At 31.1% G+C, this 18,376-nt stretch carries 14 protein-coding genes and 1 other RNA gene; 2 read left to right on the top strand and 13 right to left on the bottom strand.

Features of this window, described 5'->3' with window-relative positions:
• Nucleotides 1-34 precede the first annotated feature (34 nt).
• The 5 genes from GQS57_RS18960 to GQS57_RS01380 form a co-directional block, all read right to left on the bottom strand.
• Entirely contained in the window at nucleotides 35-1,291 is a 1,257-nt protein-coding gene (locus GQS57_RS18960; protein ID WP_165730491.1) for an ABC transporter ATP-binding protein, read from the bottom strand.
• A gap of 59 nt (nucleotides 1,292-1,350) precedes the next feature.
• On the bottom strand, nucleotides 1,351-2,205 hold the full coding sequence (locus GQS57_RS01395) for an ABC transporter permease (protein WP_165730489.1): 855 nt from the start codon (nucleotides 2,203-2,205) through the stop codon (nucleotides 1,351-1,353).
• 331 nt (nucleotides 2,206-2,536) lie between these two features.
• Nucleotides 2,537-2,950, bottom strand: a complete 414-nt coding sequence (aroQ, locus tag GQS57_RS01390; protein ID WP_165730487.1) for a type II 3-dehydroquinate dehydratase — start codon at nucleotides 2,948-2,950, stop codon at nucleotides 2,537-2,539.
• A 77-nt stretch (nucleotides 2,951-3,027) separates the two neighbouring features.
• Nucleotides 3,028-3,528, bottom strand: coding sequence for a hypothetical protein (locus GQS57_RS01385; protein WP_165730485.1), 501 nt, complete (start codon nucleotides 3,526-3,528; stop codon nucleotides 3,028-3,030).
• A 159-nt stretch (nucleotides 3,529-3,687) separates the two neighbouring features.
• On the bottom strand, nucleotides 3,688-4,218 hold the full coding sequence (locus GQS57_RS01380; RefSeq protein ID WP_165730483.1) for a porin family protein: 531 nt from the start codon (nucleotides 4,216-4,218) through the stop codon (nucleotides 3,688-3,690).
• A gap of 165 nt (nucleotides 4,219-4,383) precedes the next feature.
• Here GQS57_RS01380 and xerD point away from each other — a divergent pair, with 165 nt between their 5' ends.
• Nucleotides 4,384-5,280, top strand: a complete 897-nt coding sequence (gene xerD, locus GQS57_RS01375; RefSeq protein ID WP_165730481.1) for a site-specific tyrosine recombinase XerD — start codon at nucleotides 4,384-4,386, stop codon at nucleotides 5,278-5,280.
• 467 nt (nucleotides 5,281-5,747) lie between these two features.
• On the opposite strand, the gene GQS57_RS01370 is transcribed toward xerD, so the two are convergent.
• The 8 genes from GQS57_RS01370 to GQS57_RS01335 form a co-directional block, all read right to left on the bottom strand.
• The gene (locus GQS57_RS01370; protein ID WP_165730479.1) at nucleotides 5,748-6,857 is read right to left on the bottom strand and encodes an alkaline phosphatase family protein; all 1,110 of its coding nucleotides are present in this window, start codon (nucleotides 6,855-6,857) and stop codon (nucleotides 5,748-5,750) included.
• Nucleotides 6,857-8,443 (bottom strand): metallophosphoesterase family protein, encoded by a 1,587-nt coding sequence (locus tag GQS57_RS01365; protein WP_165730477.1) that lies wholly within the window; start codon nucleotides 8,441-8,443, stop codon nucleotides 6,857-6,859. Before GQS57_RS01365 ends, GQS57_RS01370 begins: the two co-directional genes overlap by 1 nt.
• A gap of 168 nt (nucleotides 8,444-8,611) precedes the next feature.
• On the bottom strand, nucleotides 8,612-10,090 hold the full coding sequence (locus GQS57_RS01360; RefSeq protein ID WP_165730474.1) for a SusD/RagB family nutrient-binding outer membrane lipoprotein: 1,479 nt from the start codon (nucleotides 10,088-10,090) through the stop codon (nucleotides 8,612-8,614).
• 5 nt (nucleotides 10,091-10,095) lie between these two features.
• Nucleotides 10,096-13,257: a SusC/RagA family TonB-linked outer membrane protein gene (locus GQS57_RS01355; RefSeq protein ID WP_165730472.1), complete on the bottom strand. Its 3,162-nt coding sequence runs from the start codon at nucleotides 13,255-13,257 to the stop codon at nucleotides 10,096-10,098.
• Between the two features lie 502 nt (nucleotides 13,258-13,759).
• On the bottom strand, nucleotides 13,760-15,328 hold the full coding sequence (gene rny / locus GQS57_RS01350; RefSeq protein WP_165730470.1) for a ribonuclease Y: 1,569 nt from the start codon (nucleotides 15,326-15,328) through the stop codon (nucleotides 13,760-13,762).
• Between the two features lie 47 nt (nucleotides 15,329-15,375).
• Nucleotides 15,376-15,484: non-coding RNA, 6S RNA (ssrS, locus tag GQS57_RS01345), on the bottom strand.
• A 56-nt stretch (nucleotides 15,485-15,540) separates the two neighbouring features.
• The gene (locus GQS57_RS01340; RefSeq protein ID WP_368855177.1) at nucleotides 15,541-15,834 is read right to left on the bottom strand and encodes a cell division protein ZapA; all 294 of its coding nucleotides are present in this window, start codon (nucleotides 15,832-15,834) and stop codon (nucleotides 15,541-15,543) included.
• Between the two features lie 10 nt (nucleotides 15,835-15,844).
• On the bottom strand, nucleotides 15,845-16,135 hold the full coding sequence (locus GQS57_RS01335) for a hypothetical protein (protein WP_165730466.1): 291 nt from the start codon (nucleotides 16,133-16,135) through the stop codon (nucleotides 15,845-15,847).
• Between the two features lie 534 nt (nucleotides 16,136-16,669).
• Here GQS57_RS01335 and GQS57_RS01330 point away from each other — a divergent pair.
• Nucleotides 16,670-18,373, top strand: coding sequence for a M23 family metallopeptidase (locus GQS57_RS01330; protein WP_240915410.1), 1,704 nt, complete (start codon nucleotides 16,670-16,672; stop codon nucleotides 18,371-18,373).
• Nucleotides 18,374-18,376 lie beyond the last annotated feature (3 nt).

Raw genomic sequence — 18,376 nt, 5'->3', positions numbered from 1 at the left:
TTTAACTAAATTTATATTTATTTATCGATAATAATTAATTAATTATCATAAATCCATAATTTTTTGATGTAAAATCAGTTCCAGTATCCCCTACAACTCCTTTTGCTATCACCTTTACATGTCTTGATATTTTAACTATAAACTCAATATTGGGGTGGGTAATATCAATATCTAATAAAAATTCTTGTTTCGTTAAAGTACTAGGTAATTTAATTAGTTCAATAATTTCAAAACCACCAGTTTTATAACTTTTTAATTCACCATTAAGATGACCTGGTGCATATAACATTTGTAAGTTTTCTTTCTCATCATAAAATCTTACTTCTAAATTCATTATTTTAGGAGAGAGTAAATTTCCTTTTATTTTTATATTTAAACTAGAATTTTCTTGATCAATATAAACAACATTATCTAATTGATTATTAATACTAATATCTTCAATTAATACATCTCCATTCTGATAATTAATACCATCAATAATATTAGCTACTTTATGCTTACCCATATTCAAATAATAATCTACTGCATCATCAGTATTTCCTGTGTAAACAACACCTCCATTACCTAATACAATAGCTCGTGTACATAAACTCCTAACTGCAGACATATTATGGCTTACAAATAAAACTGTTCTTCCATCTCCATTAGAAATGTCTTGCATTTTACCAATGGCTTTCTTTTGAAACTCGGCATCTCCAACGGCTAATACTTCATCTATTATTAAAATATCTGGTTCTAAAAAGGCAGCTACAGCAAAAGCCAAACGTACTGTCATACCACTAGAATAACGTTTTGTAGGCGTATCAATATAACGTTGACAGCCTGAAAACTCTACAATTTCATCTAACTTATTCGCTATTTCTTTTTTGGTCATACCTAAAATAGCACCATTTAAAAAAATATTTTCACGACCTGTCATTTCAGGATGAAACCCTGTACCAACTTCTAATAAAGAAGCTATTCTTCCGTTAGACTTAATAGAACCTGTTGTAGGACCAGTAACTTTAGATAAAATTTTTAACAAGGTAGATTTTCCTGCTCCATTTTTTCCTATAATACCTAGTACTTCTCCTTTTTGAACTTCAAAATTAATATCTCTTAGTGCCCATACATAATCAGACTCTCCTTTTGTTGCACGGTTATTTACATCTCCTATTTTTAAAAAAGGATCTTCTTTACCTCGTATTTTAAACCACCAGCGTTTTAAATCGTCACTCATGGTACCAGAGCCTACAAGACCTAATCGGTATTGCTTACTTAAGTTTTCTATTTTTAAAATTGTTTCGCTCATTTAATGCTTTTATTATTAGTAAGAATTTTTTATTCTTTTAAAATCTGCTTCCAACTAATTTAAACTGTATCAATAAAATTCTTTTCTGCTTTGTTAAATACGAGTACACCTGCAACTAAAATAAAAACAATAATCCCTACAGAATAGCCAAACATAGTTGTATTTAACGTACCAGAACCTAACAGTATATAACGTGTTGTTTCAATTATAAATGTTAATGGATTATATTCTACTACCCAAGCGTATTTTGGTAATTTTTCTATAAAATAAGATACCGGATACATCACTGCAGAAACATACATTAACAGCTGTAAACCAAAACTAATTAAAATATTTAAATCTCTATATTTGGTTACTAAAGCAGAAATAATCATTCCCAATCCTAAACCTAACATTCCCATTAAAATTACCATCAATGGAAATAGAGCTGTATATTTATTAAAACTAATCTCAGCTCCATTTACATAATAATATACGTAAAACACTAAAAATATAAATAACTGAATTCCAAATCTTAACAGATTTGATATAACAATAGACATCGGCATGATCATTCTTGGAAAATAAACTTTACCAAAAATACCTGCATTCGACGTAAAAGTATTAGAAGTTGCTGTAAAACAAGCTTTAAAATAATTCCAAACGGTAATTCCTGCTAAATTAAATAAAAAGGGAGGCACATTTCCTGTAGAAATATTAGCCACATTGTTAAATATTAAGGTAAAAATTATTGATGTAAACAATGGTTGAATTAAATACCATAATGGCCCTAATATCGTTTGTTTATAAACTGTAACAACATCTCGTTTTACAAAAAGCATCAACAAATCTCTATACTCCCAAACTTCTTTTAAATTTAAATCGAATAAATTGTTTTTTGGCGTTATTTCAAAAAGCCATTTTTCTTTGTTCATTTAATAATATTTCTGAAAAACAAATATAATTTATTTTATGTTTTGGGGTATTTAATATCTGTTATAAATTGTAGTTTTTATACATTTAAAAAACAACTTATAAAATGTCTGCTAAAAAAATAGTGAGGGAAGCGATATTAACAAAATTAATACCGTTGCAAATGTAGTATAAACAGTTGATTGTGTAAAATTTTTAAACCTAGTTCTTTTTTTAATGAATTATAGATGATTACTAATACTACAATAATATTTTAGACAATATAAAGAACGCAAAATTCTCTATTCAAAAAGAACCATATTACTTTATAAATCATTTAAGAATAATAGTACTCTACAAAAAACTCTCAACCCCCAAATCATAACTCTTTAACCCAAAACCTAAAATAACACCTTTACAAACTGGCGATAAAAAAGAGTGATGCCTAAACGTTTCTCTTTGATGAACATTAGAAATATGTACCTCAACAACCGGAGTTGTAATACCACTAATAGCATCTGCAATAGCAACAGAAGTATGCGTATAAGCACCGGCATTTAGAACAATACCATCGTAACTAAAACCAACTTCGTGCAATTTATCTATGATAGCACCTTCACTATTAGACTGAAAGTAGTCTAATTCGACATTCTTATACTTTAGTTGTAATTTTCTAAAATAATCTTCAAAAGTTTCTGAACCATAAATTTCTGGCTCTCTTTTTCCTAATAAATTTAAATTGGGACCGTTTAGTATCAGTAATTTCATAAAACAAAAATACATTTTTTTACATAAAAAAACGGAAGCTTTTCAGCTTCCGTTCATATATAATAAATATCTAACTATTACAGTCCAAACATTACGCCCAAACTAACATTGTTCATCTCTAAACCATCATTTGAAATTCCGGAATAAGAAACATTTAGCTGTGTAGTACCACCAATTTTATAGCCAACTACAGGTCTATAATAAAAACCGCCATCTAAATCTTCACTCAAACCTACTGCATAACCAAGGTTTGCTCCAACTATAAATTTTTCTGAAACATTAAATCTTGCGGCACCAGATATTGGCAAATAAGAAGCATCCGAGACTTCTACTGTTCCAAGTGCAGTATCTATATCTTTTCCAAAAAAATGAGAATACTGAACAGACGGACCTAAGGTAAAACCATCAGCTACAGGAAACATATAATTTAATTCTGCTCCTAATGCTGCTCCATAGAAATCATTGGCATCTCCTGTAGGAATACCTACATTTAACCCTCCGTTTAAAACACCTTCTTGTGCATTTGCTGCACTTACACCCAACATTGTTGCAAAAGCAACTATCAATAATTTCTTCATAATATTTAAATTTTTAAGTTCTATACAAAAGTAAATCAGTACTGCTTTTTACATGAACGGAAAAGATTTAAAAGTTGACTCAAATGATATTCGGTAAATTTTGAGCATAAAAAAACGGAAGCAAAATGCTTCCGTTTTTAATATATATCTTTTTATCAATTACAGTCTATATCCAATACCTATTTGAAAAGTACTAAATTTAATAGAATTACCAGACGGAGCATCCTCTAATCTATTTGTTAAACCAACTGAATATCTAGCTGATGCAAACACTTTATCAGAAAAATCATAACCAGCTCCAAAACCTAATCCTAAACCAAATTTATTAACCCCTGTTGTATCACTATCTAATATATAATCAAACTGAGGTCCAGCTTGAACATTAAACTCCTCTGAAACATAATACTTTGCCATAACTGGAACAATCAACTGATTACTACTATCACCATCTTTATAAGTAGATGCAAAATGAATTTCTGGTTGGATATTAAATTTTTCATCAATTTTAAATTCTCCAAAGAATCCTACATAAAATCCAGAAGCATCTGTAGACAAAGTGAAATCTTCTACAACAGAAACTTTAAGGCTTAATTGATGAAAACCAGCAGTAACACCATAAGAAACTTCTTGAGCTTTTACACTTCCTAATCCTGCAAACGCAAGCGCTGCAATAACTAATAATTTTTTCATAATATTTATTTTTTATTATAGCTCGAAATTAATCAAAAAAAAGAATAATCAAATAATTTTTAAGAATAAAAAAAAGAATAATTTAATTTTAATATCGCTAAAAAACATATTTCATAATTTTTAGGTTCTAACAAATTGATAATTAACTTTTAATATCTTTATCCCATGAAATGGCAAAACGCAATTAGAGATTTTCAACTTTTTTTAAGGATAGAAAGAGGGCTTTCTAAAAACACAATTGATAGTTATACGAGAGATTTAGAAAAACTGATGTTGTTTTTAGAAGAAAACGAAATTAACCTCACTCCTATTACTATTGATGAAGAGTCTATTCAGCAATTTATTTATGAAGTTGCTAAAAAAGTGAATCCTAGAAGTCAGGCTCGTATTATTTCTGGTTTGCGTAGCTTTTTCGATTATTTAATTTTTGAAGATTATAGAGAGACCAATCCTACGGATTTAATTGAAGCTCCAAAAATTGGAAGAAAACTACCAGACACCTTGTCCGAAGATGAAATTAACAGTCTTATTTCTGCGATCGATTTAAGCCATCCGCAAGGCGAAAGAAACAGAACTATTTTAGAAACCTTGTACAGTTGTGGTTTGCGTGTAAGTGAACTCATCACCTTAAAAATTTCTGATTTATTTTTTGAAGAAGGCTTTGTAAGAGTAATCGGAAAGGGAAATAAACAGCGTTTTGTACCGATTCATTATGCTGCTCAAAAATATATTTCGAGTTATATAAAAGATATTAGAGCACATATACAGCCACAAAAAGGCTTTGAAGACACTGTTTTCTTAAACAGACGTGGCAAAGGATTAACTAGACAGATGATTTTTATCATTCTAAAAAATCTATCTATAGAAATTGACTTAAAGAAGAAAATTAGTCCGCATACGTTACGCCATTCTTTTGCTACACATTTATTAAAAAATGGTGCAGATTTAAGAGCGATTCAACAAATGTTAGGTCATGAAAGTATTACCACAACCGAAGTGTATGTGCATTTAGATAAAAGTTATTTAAAGGAAGTGGTAGAAACCTATCATCCTAGAAAATAAAGCCCATCCTAACCTTCCCAAAGGGAAGGAACTCATGCTCTTGAAACTACAATACTGAGTAACTTTATGTGATTTCTCTGCCGAAATTTCAGAATAAAAAAGACAAAACTGAGTAAAAACTATAATCGTGTCACTTCGACCTTTTAAGAGAAGTTTCACAAGAAACTAACACAAGTTTGAGCGACTTTACGGGATTTCTCCTTGCGTCGAAATGATAAATCAGTGTGCTATGCTTTGTATTATTTTTGATAAAGTTAAAAAAATGGTTCTAGATACAATTTCGAAAAAAATAAAAATTACTAAAAAAGAGAGTTTCGAAATAGATTCAAAAATAAAAAAGACTGTCTAAAAAGGTTTAAACTTTGTCATGCTGAACTTGTTTCAGCACCTAATTCTAAGAACTTGAAATAAATTCAGGTTGACAAAAAAACAATTTAAAGACAGCCTTTTTTAGGTTGATAAAACACTTATTTTATAAAAGAAAAAGGTTTCCCAATCGAATCTGTTGTTATTTCTAAATCTAAAAGTTTGGCTACAGAAGCTGCTACCTGATTTGTATACAATTGTTCTTCCGATACAATTTCTCCTTTTGCATCAATTTCATTTCCAAAAGCAAGCACCCAAACTTGGTCTGTATCTTTTACGGAGTCTCCATGATGTTTCCAGGTTTCTAAAGGTTCTGTACCTCTACCATGATCTGTAGTAATTATAAAAGTCGTTTTTCCTTTATAAAAAGAATTTTGTTGGGTAAAATCCCAAAGTTTTTTAATGAATGCATCTGTTCTATTTGCAGATTTTAAATATGCATCATACTCTCCATCGTGTGCAAAATCATCGGTTTCTCCGTAAGAAATAAACACCAACTTAGGATGTTTCTTTTTAATCGTTTCTAAAGCATAATGATGTGTAAAAACATCTAAACGAACACCTCCCCAAGGACTCGGAGTTTCTGCTTGCAATTCATTTAAGAAAACTTCTTTATCTGACAAATCCGATCCTTTTGCATTTCTGAAACCTGCATTTACATACAAACCACTTCTTTCTTCGTTGATGATAGACGGAAAAACATCCCAACTACCAAAAGCAGCAACTTTACCTTTATAAGCGTCCGATTTTTCTGCTATTTCTAAAAATGTAGTATTCGGATTCGGAATTTTACGATTGCTATTAATTCTTGCATCGTCTGCTTTACCTGTTAAAATTTCATTATAACCAGGATACGAAAAATGCATTCCGTTGGTTAAATTCATTTTACTTCCTTCCCAACGATTCCCATGTATTTGTCCGGTTTTAGCAACCTTACTCCAAATAAAAGGAAGCAATACTTCTCTTCTTTCAGTTGCAGATTCCCTCCAAAACTCTTTTTTCAAACTTTTAGGGTTTCCCACATATTCTTTATTTTCTACCAATAAAGAATCGGCACCAGAAAATAATTCTTGCCAACGTAAACCATCTAAAGTAATTACAAAAACCTTGTTAGACGCATCTTCTACATTAGCTATTTCATTCTTTTTTTCTAGCGTACACGCAGCCAACATCAACAGTAAAAAGACACTCGATAATTTTAATATTTTCATTACTTAATTGTTTTAAATGTTTTTATTGCAGACCAATCACTCCAATTTAAAAATTGATCTCTGTATCGAACACGCACGTAATACGTTGTGTTATTATTTAGCTTTCTATCTAAAATCTCATCCGTTAAATCATCATCCTTTTGTCTATTTTCTCTGTAATACCAATTTTCATGTTGTTTCCAAGAATCATAAGTTGGTTTCACAAAATCTTCTGTGGTTGATACTTGCCAATTAACACCAGCATGAAAAGCATCCTTTTTATCACTTTTAAAAGAATTTGCTTTTAAAACTACTTTATAAATAGGTTGTGCATCTTTGCTAAAATCAACTAAAAGAGGGGTTTTTGGTTGAATTGTTTTCTTAAAAACCGTTATACTATCTCTTAACTCGTTGTTTCTAGATTTAATATTATTACCTCTACTGATCCTTTTTAAAGTAAAAGAAGGGTTTTCTTTATCTGGGTCTATCGTTGCCAACACAAAACCATATTCGTCTTGAGTTACCGTAAATTCATCATAATCTCTTCCTTCAAATTCGCCCCAATTATCAATAGCGCCTCCGGCGGAAGCAACATTTACCCAAAGATGTTTGTGCTTTTTAGACTGTCCTCTAGAATACCCGTGCGTATGTCCGAAAAAATGTAAACTTGGCTTATTCGATTCTTCTGTAAAATCTTCTAATAATTTCACTACTTTTCCTGAGAAATCTTCTTCACCAGGAATCCATAATTCCGATTTATGCGGATGATGTAATTGCGCAAAAACAAAATCTATCGAATCATTTTTAGCTGTTTTAGCCAACAACTCCTTTAACCAAACCAATTGTTGTTTTATATCTCGATATCCATCGTTAGAATCTAAACCGATAATTCTGGTATTTGCATAATCTTTAAACCACCAATGTTCTGCATATTCTGGACTCCCGTTTTTTGGCAAACTAAAATATTTAAAGAAATAATCTGAATTCTTTTCATGGTTCCCAGGAACTGGATACACAGGCACTTGAGAAAACAATTTTTCTGATTGCTTAAAAAAATGCGCTTCCCATTGATTAAAAGTAGTTCCTGTAACCACTAAATCTCCAGGAATTACCACCATTGCAAGATTGTCTGAAATATCGCCTTCAAAATTCTTTTTAAAATAAGGTAAAACGCCTTCTTCAACTACTTCTTGAAATTTTGTTGGATGCTGCCAATCATTTTGCATATCACTCATAGCAACTAAGTTTATCTTTTTAGATCCGCCAGCAAAAGGAGGCGTTTTAAATTGATACACTTCAGAAATTGCTTTTCCTGTTTGTACTTTATAAAAATAGGTTGTAAATCTAGTTAAGCCGGTAACAGCAACTTCATGTACTCTTTTTTCTGAAAAATTAATATCGAAAGAAGTTCCGGTTGCTTTATTCTTTAATTTGTTCTTTTTTGTTCCCCAATATACGATTGCTTCTTCACCAAAATCTGTTTGCCACATAATTTTGATTGAAGTTGGTTCTGCGTCTTGCAAATAAGGTTTTATTTCTATTTTTTGCGCCAATAAAAACTGCGTGCAAAACAGTATTGAAAATGTAATGAATATCTTTTTTTTCATTTTTCTTTAAATTAAGAATAAGAAGTTATCTAAAAAGTATTAATTCGTGTCATACTGAACTTGTTTCAGTATCTCAACTTACTGAATTTCAATATTCATAAGAATCTGAAATAAATTCAGATTGACAAAAAAACTCCCTTTTTAGACAACTCCCTATAAATTACTTTTCTATTGTAACCACCAAGTCAATTCTCTAATTCCATCATTAGAACCACTAAATTGTCTGTCAATTGCTTCCGTAACATTGGTTGCATTGTTATTGTATTCATCTAAAGGATAAATCCATCTTGTTGGAGGCGTATCTGAACCTAAATATGGAAATTCTGGATATCCTGTTCTTAAATGATCAAAATACATATTCCAACCACCTTGTAAAAAAGAAGTCAAATATTTCTGAGTTAAAATTAACTCTAATTTTTCTGCATCTGTAGTCGCATTTAAAAAGTTCACTTTTGTTCCTGCAATATAATTTACAGCTTCAGTTGATGTATAATACGCTTCATACCCTTTTGCATAGGTATTATAAAATTGGAAATTTGCTTTAATTGCGTTTTCATAAAAAGCTTGTGCATTACCAGAAGGAATCCATCCTTTTACTGCTGCTTCTGCTAAAATAAACTGAACTTCAGAAAAACTTAACACATTATGTGCTTCTGTGGTTGGATCTGCTGTATATCTATCATTTACTTTAGATACATCTCCGGCTGCTGCCACTAAATTCACATCGTTATAAGCCGCGATAGGATTTCCTCCTGCGTAGGCAGTAAAATCATCGATTGATAAACCTGCTTCTTTTGCATTTTTAGTCTGACCTGCAATAGCGAATAATCTTTTATCTCCTCTTTCTACCAACATATCTATAAAAGTAGATGCCATGTATAATCCAGAACCATACCCACTAGAATTGAATTCTGTATATCTAGAATCTACTACATCTACAAATTCTAAACGTGCACTTTCTTCTGGAGTTGTTATTATAGATTCTGAATTGTAAATAGAAGCAAATTCATTTTTAATGTTTAAAGAGGAGCTTCCTTCCTTTTTAGAAAGTGTCAATAAAACTTTTAAACGAAAAGAGTTTACCAACTTTTTCCATTTACTAACATCACCATTAAAAATAGGATCTCCCGTAATAATACTTGTTCCGTCTAACAAAGTGTTTGCCATTTCTAACTCACTTAAAACACCTGCAAAAACATCTTCTTGTGTACTGTATTTTGGTTGATATAAGTCTTCCGTTTCTCCTTTTAAAGCGTCTGCATAAGGAACATCTCCAAAAGTTAACGCCAAATCATAAAAATAATACGCTCTAAAAAAGTAGCCAATTCCTTTGTAAGAATCATCTGCTATTCTATCTGCTTCTTCCATCATTTTTGTAACCTGTCTTAAGCTATTGTAAGCATCAAAACTTGCTCTGTCCCATTTGTAAAACTGAGAAGTACTTTCTCCGTCTGTTTGCACAATCATTCTAGAAGCATACATTGCGCCTGTTCCTTTCACCTGAAAAGCAGAAGTTGTAATATTAGTTAACAATAAATCTGGATGCGTTACGCTTACTTTATTTGGATTGTCGTTGATGTCTAAATCTTCACAAGAAGAGACTACAACCGCCATCATTAAAAATACTATTATTTTAAAATTTTTCATTTTTATTAAAATTTAAAAGTTAAACCTAAACCTAAGTATCTTGTAGAAGGATCTTGTAAATTATCATCATTTCCATAATCTGGATCAATGATATCTGCCTTTTTTAAGATGAATAAGTTGTAACCGTTTATACTTGCATTAATTTGTTTGATTCCTTTAACTTTTAAGACATTTGTTAAATCGTAACTTAAAGCGACAGTTCTTAATTTAAGGTAAGATCTATCGAATACATTGGCAAAAGTTTCGCTTTCCTCCTCTGTAACCTGTGCTCTATACGGATAGTTTTGAGACCAAGCTTGCCAGCTTACTGGTGATGAATGTGTTGCATACGTTCTAGTATCTGAAGTTACTGTTCCGTTTAAATCTCTTTGTACAGAACCACCAGTTACATTTACACCTGTTGGCACATATACGGTTCCAATACCGTTTGCATATTCTGCATCTCTAAATTCTGTAGAGTTTGGATGCTTACCACCCCACCACATTTTTTCTACTGTTAAAGACCTCATTAAACCTCCCCAAACGCCATCAATACCAACTTTTAATGAAAAGCCTTTGTATTTAAAAGTGTTTTCTAAACCAAATCTAAAATCAGGATTTTTATTTCCTATATTTTGTTCATATGGATTTTTGGTTGGCATCCCGGTATTGGCATCTAAAATTAATTCTCCGTCTGCAGATTTTTCCCAAACGGTTGCATAATATGCATCAGTTCTATCATTTAATCGTAAGCTATTATATTGCTCAGCTCCTTCATCTAATCTTGTTAAGCGTTGTACTTTTTTAGACCAGTTTGCTAAAACATCCCATCTGAAATCTGTATTTTTAATTGGTGTCGCTCTCACAGAAACCTCAAAACCATTGGTAGTAAATTGGTGTGCATTTTCTTTTCTTGATGAAAAACCAGATCCTAAAGAAATTGGTAAATCAATAATCGAATTTTCATCTATAGCATTATAATATGCAAAGTCTAAACCAATTCTATTGTTTAAAAAACCTGCACTTAAACCTAATTCTACATTGGTAGTTAAAGAACCTTCTATATCTGGATTTACCAAACTCCCTGAATACGATAATTCTGGACTTCCATCAAAAGTACCTGCATTGTCATAATAAGAATTTATTTGATATGCACTTAAAGATCTTTTTACTTGCGCCCAAGAACCAAAAGCCTTTAAATAGTTAATAGATTCTGGTAATTCAATCCATTCTGAAACAATGGTACTTAATGAAACTGAAGGATAGAATAAAGAATTATTATCTGTTGGTAATGTAGAGTGCTTATCTGTTCTACCTGTAAATGTTAAGAATAACTTGTTATCAAAATCTAATTCTAACATTCCGTATAAACTGTTTACAGATCTTTCAGAAAAATCGGTGCTTGCTATCACGTTTCCTTTTGTATTATTTAAACTATACAATTCAGGAACAATAATACCATCTGTAGCATTGTACTCTTGTTGGTATTTATGATATTCTGATGAAGCTCCTGCATTGACCCCTAAAGAAAATTTATCTGTAATTTCTTTATTATAGGTAGCTAATAAATTATAATCTACATCTACAGAATTGGTATTCCATGTTTTATAATCTCCATCTCTTGGGTCTCCGTAGTTCAAATAAGACTTCGGACTTTCTCTGTTTTCAAACCGATCTTTCATCACAGCAGAACCCATTGCCTGAACACTAAAATCATCTGAAATTTGATAATTTAATTTCAACTGTCCATTTAAAACATTTGAGTCATATCGCTGATTTAATTCATTGGCAGCAAAATACACGTTGTTATACCAAGCATAATTAAAGTTTGCTTGTCTATATCCTTCCTGACCAGGAATATATCTGTGCTCATTCAATTCTTGACCATTAACATCATCTCCCATCCAAATTAAGATAGTGTACATGTGGTTTTTAGGTCCGTAACCATGTCTAGGATAATTCGGAGAGAATACTTTGTTATACGCCAACTTGCTATCCAACGTTAACTTCTCTGATAATTTTGTTGTTGAATTAAAAGTTAATCCACCTGTTTTTAAATTGGTGTTTGGCACTCTACCTGTATGCGATTTGTAGTTACCAGATAATCTATAAGAACCATTTTTAGAAGAATTTGCTACAGAAAAAGAAGTCGTATTGATAACTCCTGTTCTTAGAAAGTCTTTTAAATTATTATGATATTCCCAATCAATTGGCACTCTAGAATAACGAGACTTATCATCATATTTTGTTCCGCTTACATCTCCCCACCAAGGAGTAACATCACCAGAAACATTGTCTTTTATAGGACTATTCCATTGTGCTATTTTTACTCCAGGCTCAAATTTTGGTCCCCAGATCATATCTCCATCAGAAATACCACCATCTTGTCCGTCCCAAAATTCATATTGTCCGTTAGAACCATTTCCGTATTCTGTTTGTGTTTCCGGAAAAACCGTAAAACCTGCACTTACCATGGTATTATGAGAAACTGTAATTTCTAATCCGTCAGATTTCTGACCTTTAGAAGTTGTAATTTGTATCGCTCCATTTCCTCCTCTATATCCGTATAAAGCAGAAGCAGAAGTTCCTTTTAAAACCGTAATATCAACAATATCATCCGGAGAAATATCATAAAAATCTGTACTTACAGGAATTCCGTCTACAACAATTAATGGCGATTTCCCTCTTAAAGTAAAAGAAGGCGCCTGAAATAAACCTGTAGGATTACTAACCGTTAAACCTGCAACTTTACCAGTAATTAAACCTGCAGCATTTGGCGCAACAACTTCTTTAATAGTAGAAGCATCTACTCGTTGAGTTGCGTAACCGACTTTTTTCTGTTCTCTTTTAATACCTAAAGCCGTTACAATAACTTCGCTTAGTGCATTAACTTCTGGTAACATTGTAATAGTAATATTGTTTCTATTTCCAATAACAATATCTTGACTTTGGTACCCTAGAAATTCGACTCTTATAATACTTGTTGCATCTTTAAACTCTATTTTAAAATTTCCATCAAAGTCAGATGTAGTCCATTTATTACCATTAACTATATGAACACTTGCTTCTGGTAACAAAGCACCTGTTTCATCTATTATTTTTCCTGTTAAGACTTGCTGAGAAAAAGCAGCTGTCCCAAGAAAAAGTGACATTAAAATTAAAAATTTACTTAAAAATTTGTGTTTCATTTTGTAGTTAGTTTAGTTTAATACTCAAGCTACAAAGCAAAAAATATTAAGTTAAATCAACCTAAAATGAACGTTAGTATATTGCAACCAAAACAAAAAAACAGGATAAGATTGTGTTACCTAGAGTTGGTTTATTGAACTTATATTAACATTAATTTAAGAAACATCGAGATAAAAAAAACCTTAAGAATACACTAAAGGCTAATTAATTTTTAATTTATCGGGTTCTACAAAACCTTTGTTATAAGGTCTTTAAAATCCTGGTTTAAGAAAATATTCACTTATTTTCATTGGGTTTTTATCTTAGTAAATACTACAAATATTTACCCTATAAAAAAGCTTTCGCTAATGTTACAATAAAGAAGCCAAATGCCTAGAACCACAAATATTAAGAAATGTATAGAAGCAAAAATCCCCACCATAAACATGGTAGGGATTTTTAAAAATATTTTGAGAACACAACAGTGTCTCTTCCTTTCAGGAAGAATAGGATGGGCTTCTTTTACTTAGCCACATTCACCGCTCTTGTTTCTCTAATAACAGTTACTTTTACTTGACCTGGGTATGTCATATCATTTTGTATTTTCTGAGAAATACTAAAAGATAATTCAGCAGCTTTGGTATCATTTACCTTACCACTTTCTACCATTACACGTAATTCACGTCCTGCTTGTATAGCATATGCTTTTTGAACACCTGGAAAACCAAATGCTATGTTTTCTAAATCTTTTAAACGCTGAATGTAAGAATCTAACACCTGACGTCTTGCTCCTGGTCTTGCTCCTGAAATAGCGTCACAAACTTGTACGATTGGCGCAATTAACGTTTTCATTTCAATTTCGTCGTGGTGAGCACCAATTGCATTACAAACATCTGGTTTTTCACCATATTTCTCAGCCCATTCCATACCTAACAATGCGTGTGGAAGTTCGCTTTCCGTATCTGGCACTTTACCAATATCATGTAATAAACCAGCACGTTTTGCAACTTTTGCATTTAAGCCCATTTCCGAAGCCATAATACCACAAAGATTTGCTACTTCACGCGAGTGTTGTAATAAATTCTGTCCGTAAGAAGAACGATATTTCATTCTACCCACCGTTTTAATCAATTCTGGATGCAATCCGTGGATACCTAATTCTATTACAGTTCTTTTACCAACTTCAATAATTTCTTGGGTAATTTGATTCTCCGTCTTTTTAACAACCTCTTCAATTCTTGCAGGGTGAATTCTACCATCGGTTACCAACTTGTGCATAGACAATCTTGCAATCTCTCTACGAACAGGATCAAAACAAGAAAGAATAATTGCTTCCGGAGTATCATCAACAATAATTTCTACACCTGTAGCAGCTTCTAAAGCTCTAATATTACGTCCTTCTCTACCAATAATTCTACCTTTAACATCATCAGACTCTAAGTTAAATACAGACACACAGTTTTCTACTGCTTGCTCTACACCTACCCTTTGTATGGTTCCTAAAACTACTTTTCTAGCTTCTTGTTCTGCTGTTAACTTCGCTTCTTCAATAGAAGTTTGTACAAAAGCCATTGCTTCTGTCTTCGCTTCATCTTTTAAAGAAGTAATCAATTCCTTTTTAGCATCTTCTGCCGATAAACCAGAAATTTGCTCTAGCATATCTACATGACGCTTGTGCATTTTTTCTAATTCTGATTCTTTATTTTCTAAAAAGTCTAATTTTTTATTAAACTCTCCTTCTTTGTGTTCTAAAGATTTATTTAATCTTTTATTTTTATCTACTTCAGAGGCTACTTGAGATTCTCTATCTCTAATACGTTTCTCTACATCAGAAATCTTTTTCTCTCTTGTAAGAATTACTTTTTCATGCTCAGCCTTTAATTCAATAAACTTTTCCTTTGCCTGTAATATCTTTTCTTTTTTTACAGAATCGGCATCTATCTTAGCTTCTTTTAAGATTGTTGCGGCCTCTTTTCTAGTGCCACTAAGTATTTTTTTTCCTTTTGCTTTTTCCATCGCTTTAGCGATCAAAAATCCACCTGCAATTCCTATCAAAACTCCCACAATAATGGGAAGTATCATTCCATCCATAATTTAAATTTAATATATAAAAAAAGCCTACATTAGTGAGGTTTTTTAAACTCCAAATATGGTTACTTATAGGACTAACTAACTGTTCAAGGATCCATTCTAGATGGCTTGCTTTAGTAGTTAAGACTCATCCTTCATAATTGAATCGTGTTGAGTTTAATAAACAATGTACTAACGTAGGCAGTGTGTTGTTAATGTATATTTTAAAGAACTTATTTTAAATGAGAATCAACCAAATTAGTCAACTCTTTTATTCTATCTACTACTTCTCTATCTGTAGAATCCTTTTCTAATGAAGTTATTTCTGCTTTAGAAGCAAACTGTAACGCACACATAGCTAAAACATCTTGTTTATCGCTTACTGCGTAATTTTCTTCATACATAGAAATTAATTTATTAATAGCAGTTGCGGCTTTTCTCATGCCTTCTTCCTCTTTAGTGTTGTTCACACTTAAAGGGTAAGTTCTACCTGCTATAACAATATTAATTTTAAGTTTTCCCACAATTTAATGAACTTTATTTGTGTAACTGTATGATACACTTGTCGATTTCTCGAATTAAAGTATTTATTTTGAGTTTTGTATCTCTTGTATTTGTTCCACTGCCGTCTATAGTTTTGGCAACCTTAAGCAATTCATACTCTTTTTTCTGTGCTGCTAATAATTGCTCTCTTTCTTTTAATTGATGTTGTAATTTATTGGTATTCTGAAGCAGAATTTCATTTTCATTCTTCAAAAATTCATAATTTGACAATAAGCTTTCTAACTTATCTTCCAGTAAATGAATTGCTTCAATTGTATTACCCATCTATATTATTAAGAATAAAACTATAGCTACAAAGTTAACATTCTGTTTTAAACTTTACAACATTTTGTTGCTTATTTTCTTTAGTATCTCCTAAATACCTAAAATGCTTTAGTTAACATTATGGAATTCAAATTGTTTAGACATAAATTATTACGTAAAGGCTGGATTTAGAAAGTAAGAATATGATTAAAAATGATTATTACTTCATAAAAAATAATGACCGCTTCGCTTTTAGAATTAAGAACCAATCCCCGACTCTAACAACCTAGTAAACAAGTAAAAGATGAAATAAAAAATTTGTGAAATGGATTGTTTAAGGTAGTTTATCAAACTAAAAATATTTACATTTAAACGATTTATTAAAATTCAAACTAGTTAAAACATTTAATTGAAGCACCTTCTTTTTTGTGTTTTTTAACACCAAAGCTCTACTTGTTTTTTAATTGGCATGAATAAGTTATTTTATGAAAAACTAAAGATGAACTCTTTAACCCAAAAATGATTTTCACTATTTTTGCAGAAAACATTTTCATTTTGAGACAAACTCTATTGCTATTTACATTTTTATGCACTTTTTTTAGTTATTCCCAAGAAAAGTACCCAAAAGACTATTTTAGAAATCCCTTAGGTATCCCTACTATTTTATCGGGTACTTTTGGCGAGTTAAGAAGTAACCACTTTCATTCTGGGGTAGATATAAAAACACAAGGTAGAGAAGGTTTAAAAATATATGCAGCTGCAGACGGTTATATTTCTAGGATAAAAGTTGCTCAATATGGTTTTGGTAAAGCAATTTATATAACACATCCAAACGGGTTTACAACTGTGTATGCCCACATAAGCAAATATGCTGATAAAATTCAGGAACACGTAAAATCTGTTCAATACAAACAAGAAAATTATGAAACTGGAAATTTATTTTTTAAAGCTGATAAATTTCCTATAAAAAAAGGAGAAATCATTGCTTTTTCTGGTGATACTGGTAGTTCTGGTGGACCTCATCTACATTTCGAAATAAGAGATACAACCACAGAAAACATCATCAATCCTTTGTTTTTTGGGTTGAAACCTATTGATACAAATCCACCTACTTTTTTAGCATTAAAAGTGTATCCATTAGACCAAAATGCTAGAATTAACAATAAAAATAGAAGTACGGTTATATCTCTAAAAAGTATAGAAAAAGGAAAATATAAAGTGGATAAAATTGCTGCTTGTGGACATATTGGTTTTAGTGTAAATGTTTTTGACCAACTAGACAAAGCATCCAATAAAAACGGAATTTTTAGTTTAGAAATGCTTGTAAATGGAAAACGTTTTTATCATCATGATGTAGAAACATTTTCTTTTGCAGAAAGTAAATTTATCAACTTACATATAGATTATCCGCACTATAAAAAGTACAAGAAAAAATATCAGAAAACTTATAAAGAAGAAGCTAATAAACTATCTACATATAAGGGGTTAATTGATAATGGTATATTAAATATTGAAAATGGATTGAATTACAATATAGAAATTATTGCAAAAGACTATAAAGGAAACACAAGTACCTTAAAAATACCTGTTAGTGGTGTAAAAAACAATACCATTTTTACACAACCAAAAGACACCACTGCCTATAAAATAGTTGCTAAAAACTTTCAGAAGTTTAAAGAAGAAAATGTTACAGTTGCTTTTCCTAAGAACACTTTTTATGAAGATGTCTATTTAGATTTTAAGGTTGATAAAGGCGTTGCTAAAATTCATACTCCTAGTATTCCTTTAGATAAAAGTTTTACATTAACTTTTAATGTTTCTAAATATTCTGAAGCCGAAAAAAAACAACTTTATATAGCGAATGTAGAAAACTCAAAATACCCGTATTACCTAAGCACTCGAAAAAAGGACAGCACCTTTTATACAACCACAAAAACGCTGGGTAAATATGCTTTAGTTTCAGATACTCATAAACCTAAAGCTAGCGTATTGTATTTTAAAAATAACGATTGGATTTCTAAAAGAGAAACTATTAAAGTAAAGATTTCTGATGTTGGTTCTGGAATTAAAAACTTTAGAGCTACTTTAGATGGAGAATGGATTTTAATGGAATACAATCATAAAAAAAGAATATTAACCTATAATTTTAGTGATAAAAAATTGGTTGGTAGCAAACATATCTTTAAAATTGTAGTCTCGGACAATGTTGGAAATACGAATACGCTTTCTACAACGTTCTTTAAAAAACAAGTAAACTAAAAC

Origin of the sequence: Polaribacter sp. 20A6 (genome assembly GCF_011378915.1) — a bacterium.
In the GTDB taxonomy this organism is placed as follows: Bacteria; Bacteroidota; Bacteroidia; order Flavobacteriales; family Flavobacteriaceae; genus Polaribacter; species Polaribacter sejongensis.
This window is presented reverse-complemented; position numbering and strand designations above follow the sequence as displayed.

Bases quoted from the DNA above. Each gene is read 5' to 3' on its own strand.
- GQS57_RS01370 (WP_165730479.1), bottom strand. From the start codon at position 6,857: ATGAAAATATTAAAATTATCGAGTGTCTTTTTACTGTTGATGTTGGCT.
- GQS57_RS01355 (WP_165730472.1), bottom strand. From the start codon at position 13,257: ATGAAACACAAATTTTTAAGTAAATTTTTAATTTTAATGTCACTTTTT.
- GQS57_RS18960 (WP_165730491.1), bottom strand. From the start codon at position 1,291: ATGAGCGAAACAATTTTAAAAATAGAAAACTTAAGTAAGCAATACCGA.
- xerD (WP_165730481.1), top strand. From the start codon at position 4,384: ATGAAATGGCAAAACGCAATTAGAGATTTTCAACTTTTTTTAAGGATA.
- GQS57_RS01395 (WP_165730489.1), bottom strand. From the start codon at position 2,205: ATGAACAAAGAAAAATGGCTTTTTGAAATAACGCCAAAAAACAATTTA.
- GQS57_RS01385 (WP_165730485.1), bottom strand. From the start codon at position 3,528: ATGAAGAAATTATTGATAGTTGCTTTTGCAACAATGTTGGGTGTAAGT.
- GQS57_RS01365 (WP_165730477.1), bottom strand. From the start codon at position 8,443: ATGAAAAAAAAGATATTCATTACATTTTCAATACTGTTTTGCACGCAG.
- GQS57_RS01380 (WP_165730483.1), bottom strand. From the start codon at position 4,218: ATGAAAAAATTATTAGTTATTGCAGCGCTTGCGTTTGCAGGATTAGGA.
- rny (WP_165730470.1), bottom strand. From the start codon at position 15,328: ATGGATGGAATGATACTTCCCATTATTGTGGGAGTTTTGATAGGAATT.
- GQS57_RS01335 (WP_165730466.1), bottom strand. From the start codon at position 16,135: ATGGGTAATACAATTGAAGCAATTCATTTACTGGAAGATAAGTTAGAA.
- aroQ (WP_165730487.1), bottom strand. From the start codon at position 2,950: ATGAAATTACTGATACTAAACGGTCCCAATTTAAATTTATTAGGAAAA.
- GQS57_RS01360 (WP_165730474.1), bottom strand. From the start codon at position 10,090: ATGAAAAATTTTAAAATAATAGTATTTTTAATGATGGCGGTTGTAGTC.